This window comes from Paenibacillus sp. FSL H8-0317, from assembly GCF_045040685.1.
Taxonomy (GTDB): Bacteria; Bacillota; Bacilli; order Paenibacillales; family Paenibacillaceae; genus Paenibacillus.
In genome coordinates this window covers 6,417,978-6,431,579 of sequence record NZ_CP150294.1, presented here as the reverse complement: position 1 = coordinate 6,431,579, position 13,602 = coordinate 6,417,978, and the positions used below count along the sequence as shown (strand labels likewise).

General features: G+C 45.3%; 12 protein-coding genes and 1 other annotated feature. All 12 genes read left to right on the top strand.

The genetic code is table 11. The annotated features are described in order from the left end of the window. Positions 1 to 5 precede the first annotated feature (5 nt). Entirely contained in the window at positions 6 to 527 is a 522-nt protein-coding gene (locus MHB43_RS28790; RefSeq protein WP_036607162.1) for an NYN domain-containing protein, read from the top strand. Positions 528 to 698: 171 nt separating this feature from the next. Further along, positions 699 to 1,343, top strand: coding sequence for an RNA polymerase sporulation sigma factor SigH (gene sigH / locus MHB43_RS28785; protein WP_017692059.1), 645 nt, complete (start codon positions 699 to 701; stop codon positions 1,341 to 1,343). A 305-nt stretch (positions 1,344 to 1,648) separates the two neighbouring features. Continuing rightward, positions 1,649 to 1,798 (top strand): 50S ribosomal protein L33, encoded by a 150-nt coding sequence (rpmG, locus tag MHB43_RS28780; RefSeq protein ID WP_072735843.1) that lies wholly within the window; start codon positions 1,649 to 1,651, stop codon positions 1,796 to 1,798. Positions 1,799 to 1,815: 17 nt separating this feature from the next. Continuing rightward, on the top strand, positions 1,816 to 2,007 hold the full coding sequence (secE, locus tag MHB43_RS28775) for a preprotein translocase subunit SecE (protein WP_017692060.1): 192 nt from the start codon (positions 1,816 to 1,818) through the stop codon (positions 2,005 to 2,007). Between the two features lie 21 nt (positions 2,008 to 2,028). Beyond that, entirely contained in the window at positions 2,029 to 2,562 is a 534-nt protein-coding gene (nusG, locus tag MHB43_RS28770; protein ID WP_145336484.1) for a transcription termination/antitermination protein NusG, read from the top strand. A gap of 68 nt (positions 2,563 to 2,630) precedes the next feature. After that, positions 2,631 to 3,056 (top strand): 50S ribosomal protein L11, encoded by a 426-nt coding sequence (gene rplK / locus MHB43_RS28765; RefSeq protein WP_017692062.1) that lies wholly within the window; start codon positions 2,631 to 2,633, stop codon positions 3,054 to 3,056. A 94-nt stretch (positions 3,057 to 3,150) separates the two neighbouring features. Further along, positions 3,151 to 3,843: a 50S ribosomal protein L1 gene (gene rplA, locus MHB43_RS28760; RefSeq protein WP_017692063.1), complete on the top strand. Its 693-nt coding sequence runs from the start codon at positions 3,151 to 3,153 to the stop codon at positions 3,841 to 3,843. Positions 3,844 to 3,911: 68 nt separating this feature from the next. Beyond that, positions 3,912 to 4,059 (top strand) — a sequence feature (ribosomal protein L10 leader region). A gap of 23 nt (positions 4,060 to 4,082) precedes the next feature. Further along, entirely contained in the window at positions 4,083 to 4,586 is a 504-nt protein-coding gene (gene rplJ, locus MHB43_RS28755; RefSeq protein WP_405130871.1) for a 50S ribosomal protein L10, read from the top strand. 72 nt (positions 4,587 to 4,658) lie between these two features. Next, on the top strand, positions 4,659 to 5,018 hold the full coding sequence (gene rplL, locus MHB43_RS28750; protein WP_017692065.1) for a 50S ribosomal protein L7/L12: 360 nt from the start codon (positions 4,659 to 4,661) through the stop codon (positions 5,016 to 5,018). 96 nt (positions 5,019 to 5,114) lie between these two features. Then, positions 5,115 to 5,717 carry a class I SAM-dependent methyltransferase gene (locus MHB43_RS28745; protein ID WP_405130870.1) on the top strand — a complete coding sequence of 201 codons (603 nt, stop codon included), beginning with the start codon at positions 5,115 to 5,117 and terminating at the stop codon, positions 5,715 to 5,717. Between the two features lie 412 nt (positions 5,718 to 6,129). Further along, positions 6,130 to 9,675 (top strand): DNA-directed RNA polymerase subunit beta, encoded by a 3,546-nt coding sequence (gene rpoB, locus MHB43_RS28740; protein ID WP_091020534.1) that lies wholly within the window; start codon positions 6,130 to 6,132, stop codon positions 9,673 to 9,675. Between the two features lie 113 nt (positions 9,676 to 9,788). Then, positions 9,789 to 13,403, top strand: a complete 3,615-nt coding sequence (rpoC, locus tag MHB43_RS28735; protein WP_221825252.1) for a DNA-directed RNA polymerase subunit beta' — start codon at positions 9,789 to 9,791, stop codon at positions 13,401 to 13,403. Positions 13,404 to 13,602: the final 199 nt, after the last annotated feature.

Genomic DNA, 13,602 nt, shown 5'->3' with positions numbered 1-13,602 from the left:
AAGGTATGGCTGATTCCCGTGATGTGCTTCTTGTAGACGGGTACAACATGATTGGCGACTGGCCGGAATTAACCAAACTGGCGGAAAGTGGGCTGGAAGAAGCGCGAAACAGGCTTCTCTTTCGTCTTGCAGATTACCAGGCTTTCTCCGGCCGTCGAGTCATTGTTGTGTTTGACGCCTACCTCGTGCCTGGACTCGGTAAATCCTTTACTCAGAGCAAAGTGCAGATCTATTTTACAAAGGAAAAAGAGACGGCAGACGAATGCATTGAGAGACTCGTTCGGGAACTAAGCATGCGAAGACGCCAAATCTATGTGGCTACGAGCGATATGGTAGAGCAACATGTCATATTTGGACAGGGAGCGTTACGTGTATCTGCGAGGGAGTTGCTAATTGAAGTTGAGCAGAACGAAAAAGAATTAAAAAAACGACTGGAAGAAGATCAGGCGAAGACCACGCGTAACACACTCGGGGGCAAGTTGAGTCCCGATGTATTAAAAGAGTTTGAGCGATGGCGCCGGGAATAACAGCACGTTTTTACAAATTTTAGAATATTGAAAGTCTTGACATTTATGTTATTGATGTTCTTTTTTAGGCAGAGCGTGGTTGACGGTGTGAGGTACCATCATATATACTGATCCTATATTTCATAGAGTAGAGTAACGGGGTACCTTGCGTTGCAGCCGGAGGGATTGTCTGTGAGTGTCGACCTCAAAGATATCATGTTATCCAAGTATGATTACCAAAGTGACGAAGACATTGTCGAAGCTTTCCGTGAAGGCGAAAGCGAAGCGTTAGAGTTTTTGATTAACAAATATCGTAACTTTGTACGCGCCAAGGCAAGATCTTATTTTCTGATTGGGGCAGACCGGGAAGATATTATTCAAGAAGGAATGATTGGCCTCTACAAATCCATTCGAGATTTCAAAGGGGACAAGCTGGCTTCGTTCAAGGCTTTTGCCGAACTGTGTATTACAAGACAGATCATCACGGCGATTAAGACAGCAACACGTCAGAAACATATTCCACTTAATTCTTATGTATCTCTGGACAAGCCTATTTATGACGAAGAGTCTGATCGTACGTTACTCGATGTGATTTGTGGAACTCAGGTCAGTGATCCGGAAGAACTTATCATCAATCAGGAAGAGTTTGTGGGCCTGGAAGATAAAATGTCCGAGATTCTGAGTGATCTGGAACGTAAAGTATTGATGTTGTATCTGGACGGGAGATCTTATCAAGAGATTGCAGTAGATTTGGACAGACATGTGAAGTCCATTGATAATGCACTTCAGCGCGTCAAGCGCAAACTTGAAAAGTACCTGGAAGTTCGAGATAATTAAACACATGTTGTCGTTGACGGAAAAGGCTCGGTGTTTGAGTCTTTTTTTAGTGTCTCAAGTTTATAAAATCTAAGAATGTTTATACTAGTAATCGCTCGGTCCATGCAGGAGAAGAGAAAAACAGAGATGAGAAACGAATGTACGTTGTACGGAAGTAATACCCAATGAATGAAAGGCTATTCTTTCATTGACATGGTTATACCCTTGTGATAAAGTGTTTTAGGTAGGCCTAAATTTATGGCTTTTTTTTCAGGATCAATTTAGAGACTCTGCTTGAATGTGGAAGTCTTCGGGAGGTGTACATCATGCGGGTAATTATTACTTTGGCTTGTACTAACTGCAAACAAAGAAATTACACTACGACAAAAAACAAGCGTAATCACCCCGACCGCATGGAGATGAAGAAATTTTGCAAGTTTTGTAACGAGCAGACTTCTCATCGCGAAACCAGATAGTTTTTGGAGGTGTCGGCGTGAAACGAAGTTTCAAATCTCTGATTTCCTTTTTCTCAGAAAGCTGGGCTGAACTTAAAAAAGTTCGCTGGCCTAATCGTAAAGAGCTGACCAACTACACATTGATCGTACTTGGTACTGTTGTGGTTATGACGCTGTTTTTTTGGGTCATTGACATTGGCATCTCCTTTGTGATCGAAGCGATTATTTAAGAAGGGTTCCGGTGGCTTGATATGGAAAAAAGATGGTACGTCGTTCATACCTATTCAGGGTATGAGAACAAGGTCAAAGCCAATTTGGAAAAACGCGTAGAGTCTATGGGCATGGAAGACAAGATATTCCGCGTTCTTGTTCCTATGGAAGAAGAAGTGGTAAACAAGGACGGTAAGAAAAAGACCGTTATGCGTAAAGTTTATCCCGGTTATGTCTTGGTGGAAATGGTACAGACGGATGATTCTTGGTATGTTGTTCGCAACACACCAGGTGTTACAGGATTTGTCGGTTCGACAGGTTCTGGGTCCAAACCAACTGCATTGTTGCCTGAAGAAGTGGAACAAATTCTGAAGCACATGGGTATGGTTGAGCCTAAGCCGAAAATTGAGTTCGAAATTAAGGAATCCGTACGTATTAAAGTCGGTCCTTTTGCGAATTTCGTAGGCTCCGTGGAAGAAATTTTGGTAGATAAAAGCAAGTTGAAAGTGCACGTGAACATGTTTGGACGGGAAACACCGCTTGAGTTGGAATATACGCAAGTGGAGAAGATATAATTTCTTCAAGTTTCTTGTGGGAGGGTTGAAAAACCCGTTAACCACTATTTTGCAAGGAGGTGTCAATCATGGCGAAAAAAGTTATTAAAATGGTAAAACTGCAGATTCCAGCAGGTAAAGCAAACCCAGCACCACCAGTAGGTCCGGCTTTGGGTCAAGCAGGTGTCAACATCATGGCATTCTGTAAAGAATTCAACGCTCGTACAGCTGATCAAGCGGGATTGATTATTCCAGTTGAAATTTCTGTATTCGAGGACCGTTCCTTTACTTTCATCACTAAAACTCCACCAGCAGCAGTTCTGTTGAAAGTGGCAGCTAAAGTTGAAAAAGGATCCGGCGAACCGAACAAGAAAAAAGTTGCTACTGTTAAACGTGATGCGGTACGTCAAATCGCAGAAACAAAAATGCCTGACCTGAATGCAGCAGACGTTGAGTCCGCTATGCGTATGGTCGAAGGTACTGCCCGCAGCATGGGTATCACCATCGAAGACTAATTTTCATAAGAAACATGGCTTCGTAAAACCGGTCGATTCGCGACCGGTTGATGTGGGAGGTATATCCGCTAACACCACAAAGGAGGAATAAAACATGGCTAAACACGGTAAAAAATACCTGGAAGCTGCTAAGCTGATTGACAGCGAAGCAACTTACGAGCCTTCAGAAGCTGTAGAGCTTGTGAAAAAGGCAGCTACTGCAAAATTCGATGAAACAATCGAAGCAGCAGTTCGTTTGGGTGTAGACCCTCGTAAGCAAGACCAGGCTGTACGTGGTGTTGTTGTCTTGCCACACGGCACAGGTAAAACACAACGCGTATTGGTATTTGCAAAAGGTGACAAAGCGAAAGAAGCGGAAGCGGCTGGCGCGGATTATGTTGGTGATGCAGACATGATCAACAAAATCCAACAAGGCTGGTTCGAATTCGACGTCTGCGTAGCGACACCAGATATGATGAGTGAAGTAGGTAAATTGGGCCGACTGCTCGGCGGTAAAGGTCTGATGCCTAACCCTAAAGCCGGAACGGTAACTTTCGATGTAACTAAGGCTGTTCAAGAAATTAAAGCCGGTAAAATCGAATATCGTCTGGATCGTGCAGGTCAAATTCATGCACCGATTGGTAAAGCTTCTTTCTCTTCTGAGCAACTTAATGAGAACTTCAAAGCTCTCATGGAAGCTCTGAATCGTGCTAAACCAGCGGCAGCAAAAGGTGTTTATCTGAAGAATGTTAGTCTTTCTTCCACGATGGGCCCTGGCGCACGCGTGAACGCAGCAGCTTTTAGATAATATCTCTTGACAGGCTTGTCCTGTTTTTGATAAGATATAAAAGTTGTGAGTCCGAGTGACTGACCGTTGACATTTGAATATGCTTGCCGTAGACAGTAGGTGCCATTTGGCTTAATTTCCTGCCGAGGTGTGATTATAGAACTTAGAACGATGCAAATCGATGATGAGTATATATCAAGCCTTCGTGATTCTACGGAGGCTTTTCTTAATGGGATAAATTTGATCAGGAGGTGTACAGATTGGCAAACGCAAAAGTGATTCAAGCAAAACAAGAATCCGTTGATGCAGTAACAGCAAAATTGCGCGAGAGCGTTACAACTGTTGTTGTTGACTATCGCGGATTGAACGTTGCCCAAGTAACTGAGTTGCGTAAGCAACTTCGTGAAGCAGGGATCGAATTCCAAGTGCTGAAAAACTCGTTGCTTCGCCGTGCAGCTGTAGCAGCAGAACTGACAGAACTCGATAGTGTTCTTACAGGTCCTACTGCAATTGCATTCAGCGTAGATGACGTTGTGGCTCCAGCTAAAATTCTGAACGACTTCGCGAAAAAGAACGATGCACTGGAATTGAAAGGTGCAGTCGTAGAAGGTCGCGTAATCGGAGTAGAAGAAGTTAAGGCATTGGCAGAACTGCCATCCCGCGATGGACTCCTCTCCATGCTCCTCAGCGTGCTTCAAGCGCCAGTGCGCAACTTCGCGCTTGCGGTTAAAGCAGTTGCAGAAAAAGAAGAGCAAGGCGCGTAAGCAACTTGATCTGAATGCTGCTTAGGCGGCAAATGAATTAAAAAAAATAATATTATATATGGAGGTTCACTCATGAGTAAAGAGCAAATCTTGGAAGCAATCAAAGGCATGACTGTACTGGAATTGAACGATCTTGTTAAAGCAATCGAAGAAGAATTCGGCGTAACTGCTGCAGCTCCAGTAGCTGCTGCAGGTGCGGTAGCTTCTGCTGAAGCTGAGCAATCCGAGTTCGACGTAATCTTGACTAGCGCTGGTGCTTCCAAAATCAACGTTATCAAAGCAGTTCGCGAAATCACAGGTCTTGGCCTGAAAGAAGCAAAAGAATTGGTTGACAACGCTCCAAAAGCATTGAAAGAAAAAGTTGCTAAAGAAGAAGCAGAAGCGGTTAAAGCTAAGCTTGAAGAAGCAGGCGCTTCAGTTGAAGTTAAATAATTTAGCTATTACAAGCTAAATGAACAAAACAACAAACCCCTTGACTTATATCAAGGGGTTTGTTGCTGTAATTGTAAATGGAAAGTGAGTGAGGGCATGTCCAATCATTATTATTCGGACAAACCGCAAGTGGCGCATGAACGCAGAGTAACTGAAGCGGTTCTTCGCGGATTCAGTCTGCGATTCGTGACGGATGCCGGTGTGTTTTCCAAAAACGGAATCGATTATGGCAGCAGAGTATTGATTGATGCGATAGAGTTGCCATCAGGGGCTCATGTTCTCGATGTGGGCTGTGGATACGGGCCAATGGGTCTTACAGCAGCCAAACTTGTACCGGATGGGCATGTCACCATGATCGATATCAACGAGAGAGCCGTTGAACTTTCCAGGGAAAATGCAAAAGCGAACGGAATTAACAATGTTACGGTATTGCAAAGTAATCTACTGGCTGAAGTGAAAAAGCAAGATTTTGACGTTATCCTAACCAACCCGCCTATACGGGCTGGGAAAGATACGGTTCATACTATTTTCGAACAGGCACATCGCCATCTGAAGGTAGGCGGTTCGTTGTGGATTGTCATTCAAAAGAAACAAGGTGCCCCGTCAGCGAAAGCGAAATTGGAATCTTTGTTTGGCAGAGTGGAAGAAGTGACGAAGGATAAAGGCTATCGGATTTTCAAAGCGGTGAAATCGGAATAGGTATCTACTAAAAGCTGAATCCGAGTTTGTAAAGTAAGCAGGGGATCATTTTTTTTGCAATAGGACTATTGACTTGAAATTCAGGTCGTGGTATAGTTGTAAAATGTCAGTATTAAGATGCCCTACTTGGCTTTAGCTAACTAAAAATGTCAACCTTTTTTTACGCCGAACGGGCTTATTATGCCTACGTTTGGCGTATAATATGTACATTTTGGGCAAACTGGGGATAAGAATGATTTGGAAAGACATCCGCCGATCAAAGTTGCTCTTTTTTCGAACGACATTTCGAGTAAGGGCTTTTCTTTATTTGTGGATGCATTGCTTTGCTCTGTATGTGTACCATTATAAGGTTACAAACAGAGGTTCGCAACGAAATTTTTAAAGTGAGTAGACATTGAGGGGTGAGTTTAAGTTGGCAGGACATCTTGTTCAATATGGTCGACGCACTCGGCGCAGTTATGCACGAATTAACGAGATACTCGAAGTTCCGAACCTGATTGAAATCCAACAAAAATCCTATGATTGGTTTTTGGAGGAAGGGTTGCGCGAAATGTTCCAGGATATCTCGCCGATCCAGGATTTTACAGGTAACTTGATTTTGGAATTTATCGATTACAGTCTCGGTGAACCGAAGTATACAGTAGACGACGCGAAAGAGCGTGACGTTACGTATGCAGCACCGCTTCGGGTCAAAGTCCGGCTCATTAATAAGGAAACCGGCGAAGTCAAAGAGCAGGAAGTATTCATGGGAGATTTCCCGCTGATGACCAACACGGGCACATTTATTATTAATGGTGCGGAACGGGTTATTGTCAGCCAGTTGGTTCGCTCTCCTAGCGTTTACTTCAGTACCAAAGTAGATAAAAACGCCAAAAAAACGTATACCGCTACAGTTATTCCTAACCGCGGCGCTTGGTTGGAACTGGAGATGGACGCGAAGGATGTTGTTTACGTCCGGATCGACCGTACACGTAAAATACCGGTTACGGTTCTCCTGCGTTCACTTGGTTTTGGCACAGATGCTGAGATTCTGGATCTGCTCGGTAATGACGAATATATCCGCAACACACTGGACAAAGACAACACGGATTCCACGGAGAAAGCACTCATTGAGATCTATGAGCGTCTTCGTCCGGGCGAGCCTCCAACGCTGGATAATGCGAAAAGCTTGCTCGTAGCACGTTTCTTTGATCCAAAACGTTATGACCTGGCTAATGTAGGTCGTTACAAAATGAATAAAAAACTTCACATCAAAAACCGTTTGTTTAACCAGCGCTTGGCTGAGTCACTTGTTGACGCTGAGACAGGTGAGATCATTGCTGAAGCAGGTCAAATGGTTGATCGTCGTTTGTTGGATGAAATCATGCCGTATCTGGAGAAGAGCGTTGGATTCCGCACGTATCACGTGGGTAACGGCGTTTTGGATGCCAATGATATCCCTATGCAAACGATTGATGTGTTCTCACCAACTGAAGATGGTAAAGTGGTCAAACTGATTGCCAATGCAAACATTGACAAGTCCGTTAAAAACGTGACACCGGCGGATATTATTTCGTCCATCAGTTATTTCCTTAACCTTCTACAGGGAATTGGTAGCACGGATGATATCGATCATCTGGGTAACCGTCGTTTGCGTTCGGTGGGTGAACTCCTGCAGAACCAGTTCCGTATCGGTTTGTCCCGTATGGAGCGTGTGGTTCGTGAGAGAATGTCCATTCAGGATGCTAACGTAATTACACCACAGGCTTTGATTAACATACGTCCTGTTATTGCATCCATTAAAGAGTTCTTTGGTAGCTCTCAGTTGTCACAGTTTATGGATCAAACGAACCCGCTGGGTGAGTTGACACATAAACGTCGTTTGTCCGCACTCGGACCCGGTGGTTTGACGCGTGAGCGCGCAGGTATGGAAGTGCGTGACGTCCATCCATCCCACTATGGCCGTATGTGTCCAATCGAGACGCCAGAGGGGCCAAACATCGGTTTGATCAACTCCTTGTCTACGTTCGCTCGTGTGAATGAATATGGCTTCATTGAAGCTCCATATCGTTGGGTTGATCCGAAGACAGGTATTGTAACCGAGCAAATTGATTACCTGACAGCGGATGAAGAGGACAACTATGTTATCGCGCAAGCGAATGCGAAGTTGAACGAAGACGGTACATTTGAAGAAGAAGCGATCATTGTACGTTACAACAAACAGTCGGATAACATCCTTACGATGCCGAGTGAGCGAGTTGACTACATGGACGTATCGCCTAAACAGGTTGTATCCGTCGCTACAGCGCTGATCCCGTTCCTTGAGAACGATGACTCCAACCGTGCACTCATGGGATCTAACATGCAGCGGCAGGCGGTTCCACTCTTGATTCCTAAAGCACCACTTGTAGGAACAGGCATGGAGCACAAAGCTGCAAAAGATTCTGGTGTATGTATTGTCTCCGATTATGACGGAATTATTGAACGTTCTTCTGCGAACGAGATTTGGGTCCGTCGTGTTGAAGAAGTGGACGGTCAGGAAGTTAAAGGCGATATCGTTAAATATAAATTACACAAATTTATGCGTTCGAACCAAGGAACATGCATTAACCAGCGTCCGATTGTCAAAAGAGGTGCTGCTGTCAAAGCTGGCGATATCCTCGCTGATGGTCCTTCAACGGAAATGGGTGAATTGGCTCTGGGACGTAACGTTGTTGTTGCCTTCATGACTTGGGAAGGTTACAACTACGAGGATGCGATCTTGCTCAGTGAAAAACTCGTTAAGGAAGATGTATACACATCCATCCATATCGAGGAGTATGAGTCAGAAGCACGTGATACCAAGCTCGGACCTGAAGAGATCACACGTGACATCCCTAACGTTGGGGAAGAAGCGTTGCGTAACTTGGATGAGCGCGGTATTATCCGCATCGGTGCTGAGATCAGTGCTGGCGACATTCTGGTTGGTAAAGTAACACCTAAGGGTGTAACAGAGCTGACAGCAGAAGAACGTCTCTTGCATGCGATCTTTGGTGAGAAAGCACGTGAAGTACGTGATACTTCCTTGCGTGTACCACATGGTACTGACGGTATCGTAGTAGACGTTAAAGTATTTACCCGTGAAAACGGTGATGAGCTGCCTCCAGGTGTTAACCAACTCGTTCGTGTATATATCGCTCAAAAACGGAAAATTTCCGAGGGTGATAAAATGGCCGGACGTCACGGTAACAAAGGGGTCGTGGCCCGCATCTTGCCGGAAGAAGATATGCCTTTCCTGCCAGATGGTACACCGGTTCAGATCGTTCTTAACCCACTGGGCGTACCTTCCCGGATGAATATCGGTCAAGTACTCGAAGTTCACTTGGGTATGGCCGCGATGCAACTGGGTATTCACGTAGCAACTCCTGTATTCGACGGAGCGAAGGAGTATGACGTCTTCGATACGATGGAAGAAGCAGGTATGCAACGTAATGGTAAAACTGTCCTGTATGATGGTCGTACAGGAGAAGAATTTGAACGTGAAGTTACCGTAGGTGTCATGCACATGATCAAATTGGCACACATGGTTGATGATAAAATCCATGCCCGTTCCACAGGTCCTTACTCACTTGTTACGCAACAGCCATTGGGTGGTAAAGCCCAATTTGGTGGACAGCGTTTCGGGGAGATGGAAGTATGGGCGCTTGAGGCATACGGTGCAGCTTATACACTGCAAGAAATCTTGACTGTTAAATCCGATGACGTTGTTGGTCGGGTTAAAACGTATGAATCCATTGTCAAAGGTGAGAATGTTCCGGAACCAGGCGTTCCTGAATCATTCAAAGTATTGATTAAAGAGCTGCAAAGCTTGGGTATGGACGTTAAGATTTTGAGCGAAGATGAGCAAGAGATTGAAATGAGAGAAATGGACGATGAAGATGACGCTGCGAGCGATAAGCTCAGCCTCAACCTTGAGGGTACAGAGGTCGGAGCGGAATAAACCGCTTCGAGCGCATGATGACCGGCGTTTTTCATCAGGCTCGCGTCTTTCTCCGGCTTCGGCCGGAGTGGGCGTAACCTAGAATACAGGAATTGGTTAAGGAGGGTTGCTCCTTGTTGGACGTCAACAATTTCGAATACATGAAGATCGGGCTTGCTTCCCCAGAGAAAATTCGTTCTTGGTCCCGCGGAGAAGTGAAAAAACCGGAAACGATCAACTATCGTACGTTGAAACCGGAAAAAGAAGGGCTATTCTGCGAAAAGATTTTTGGCCCTACAAAAGACTGGGAATGTCATTGCGGTAAATACAAACGCGTCCGTTATAAAGGCGTTGTCTGTGATCGTTGTGGCGTTGAAGTAACACGTGCGAAAGTACGCCGCGAACGGATGGGCCATATTGAGCTCGCTGCTCCGGTATCGCATATCTGGTACTTCAAAGGTATTCCGAGCCGTATGGGTCTTGCCCTGGATATGTCTCCAAGATCTCTTGAAGAGATTATTTATTTTGCATCATATGTTGTAACTGATCCAGGAGAAACTCCACTGGAGAAAAAACAGCTGTTGTCCGAGAAAGAATACCGCAGCTACCGTGAAAAATACGGCTATGGTTTCCAGGCTGGCATGGGCGCAGAAGCGGTTAAAAAATTGCTTCAAGACCTTGACATAGACAAAGAGCTCGAGTTCCTGAAAGAAGAGCTCCGGACTGCGCAAGGACAACGTCGTAATCGTGCAATCAAACGTCTGGAAGTTATCGAAGCATTCCGCAACTCCGGCAACAAGCCAGAGTGGATGATCATGGATGTACTTCCTGTTATCCCGCCAGAACTTCGTCCAATGGTACAGTTGGATGGTGGACGTTTTGCAACGTCTGACCTGAATGACTTGTATCGCCGTGTAATCAACCGGAACAACCGTCTGAAACGTCTGCTTGATCTGGGCGCGCCAGATATTATCGTGCAAAATGAAAAACGGATGTTGCAGGAAGCTGTTGACGCATTGATCGATAATGGTCGTCGCGGACGCCCGGTAACGGGTCCTGGTAACCGTCCATTGAAATCTCTCAGCCACATGCTGAAAGGTAAACAAGGACGTTTCCGTCAGAACTTGCTCGGTAAACGGGTTGACTATTCTGGTCGTTCCGTTATCGTTGTTGGACCTTACCTGAAAATGTATCAGTGTGGTCTGCCAAAAGATATGGCACTTGAATTGTTCAAGCCTTTCGTTATGAAAGAGCTTGTAAATAAAGGGCTTGCCCACAATATCAAGAGCGCAAAACGTAAAGTTGAGCGTGTAAGTCCTGAGGTATGGGATGTTCTTGAAGAAGTAATCAAGGAGCATCCGGTTCTGTTGAACCGTGCCCCTACGCTTCACAGACTCGGTATTCAAGCGTTTGAACCGATTCTCGTTGAAGGTAAAGCAATTCGTCTTCACCCGCTCGTATGTACAGCATACAATGCCGACTTTGACGGTGACCAAATGGCCGTGCACGTTCCGTTGTCCGCTGAAGCTCAAGCGGAAGCACGTATCCTGATGCTTGCATCTGGTAACATTTTGAACCCGAAAGACGGTAAACCGGTTGTTACTCCTTCCCAGGATATGGTGCTTGGTTCTTACTACCTCACTATGGACAACAAGGAAGAAAAGGGCACAGGTATGATCTTGCGTACAGTTAACGAAGCTGTATCGGCATACCAACGTGGTACTGCTGGTCTGCATGCGCGTGTAGCTATTCCGGTTAAGGCGCTTGGTAAAACAAGCTTCACGGAAGAACAGCAAGAAGGAATGTTGCTGACAACTATCGGTAAAATTATCTTCAATGAAATTTTCCCGGCAAGCTTCCCGTATATCAATGATGCGACTCGTGCTAACCTGTACCAAGGTACTGCAGATCACTCATTTGTATATGAAAAAGGTGCTGATCTCAGAGAAGCTATTATGAATGCTCCTCTGGCTGGCGGTGTCGGTAAAGAATACCTCGGCTCCATCATTGCACGTTGTTTTGAAATTTATCACACAACGGAAACAGCCGTTATTTTGGATAAAATCAAACAACTTGGATTCACATACTCTACACGTGCCGGTATTACGGTTGCGGTATCTGATGTTATCGTTCCGCCTGAGAAGTTTGAAATTCTTAGACAATCTGAGGAAAAAGCACAAATCGTTACGAATCAGTACCGTCGTGGTCTGATTACGAATGAAGAGCGCTATGACCGTATCATTGATATCTGGTCAAAATCCAAAGATGACATCACTGAGATTCTGATGAAGTCCATGGATCGTTACAACTCGATCATGATGATGGTTGACTCCAAAGCACGGGGTAACAAATCGCAAATCACCCAATTGGGCGGTATGCGTGGTCTGATGGCCAACCCATCCGGTCGAATTATCGAACTCCCAATCAAATCGAACTTCCGTGAAGGTTTGACGGTACTCGAGTACTTTATCTCCACTCACGGAGCGCGTAAAGGTTTGGCGGATACAGCCCTGCGTACAGCCGATTCAGGTTACCTGACTCGTCGTCTCGTAGACGTAGCCCAAGATGTAATCGTGCGTGATGATGATTGTGGTACAGATAAAGGCTTTACGGTAAGTCGTATCCAGGATGGTAAAGAGGTTATCGAAGATCTCTATGACCGTATTGAAGGCAGATACTGCTTCGAGACAGTTCGTCATCCGGAAACGAAAGAAATCATTGTAGGTCGCAATGAATTGATTGACTCCGATAAAGCAGAAGCGATCATCAAGGCAGGTATTACTAAATTGCAAATCCGCTCCGTCCTCAGCTGCCGTGCAAGTCATGGTGTCTGCAAGAAGTGTTATGGTCGCAACCTCGCGACTGGTAAACACGTGGAGATTGGTGAAGCAGTTGGTATTATTGCAGCACAGTCCATTGGTGAGCCGGGAACACAGCTTACAATGCGTACATTCCACACCGGTGGTGTAGCCGGAGACGATATTACGCAAGGTTTACCGCGTATCCAGGAGTTGTTTGAAGCTCGTAATCCTAAGGGTCAAGCAACGATCAGTGAGATTGATGGTGTAGTTAAAGAGATTCGCGAAGCGAAAGATCGTCGTGAAATCGAAATTCAAGGTGAGGCGGAATCCAAAGTTTACTCCGTTACCTACGGTTCCCGTGTGCGCGTAAGCGAAGGCGCGGAAGTTGAAGCAGGTGACGAGTTGACAGACGGTTCCATTGATCCAAAAGAGATGTTACGGATTAAAGGCATACGTGGTGTACAAAACTACATTCTGCAGGAAGTACAGCGCGTATATCGTAACCAAGGCGTAGAAATTAACGATAAGCACGTTGAAGTCATGATCCGTCAAATGCTGCGTAAAATCCGCATCGTAGATGCAGGAGATACAACGTTGTTGCCGGGATCGTTCGTGGATATGCATGAGTACGAAAGAGCTAACAAAATTGCGATTCTTAGTGATAAAGAGCCAGCGGTTGCTAAACCAATCCTGCTCGGTATTACGAAAGCATCCCTGGAAACAGACTCCTTCCTCTCGGCGGCTTCGTTCCAAGAAACTACACGTGTACTGACAGATGCAGCGATCAAAGGTAAAGTCGATCAGTTGCTCGGTCTGAAGGAAAATGTAATCATCGGTAAATTGATCCCTGCTGGTACAGGTATGCACCGTTACCGCAGCATCAAATTTGCTGAGCCAGAAGATGGCCAATCTTCAGTAGAAGAACTTGAGCCAGTTTCGGTTGATTAAATAGATTCCTCCTCATTTAGAGGGGAATGAAAGTTTTGTGCGTCAGGAGGCGGACGCTTGTATAATGCAGGCGGACGAATCCTGATGTACGTAAACTTTTAAAAAAATGTTTTAGGATTAGCATTGACAATGCTTGCGCTAGATGCTAATATATCAAAGGTGCGTGGGCAGCTGATTGTACATGGTTCTATTCGGAGGA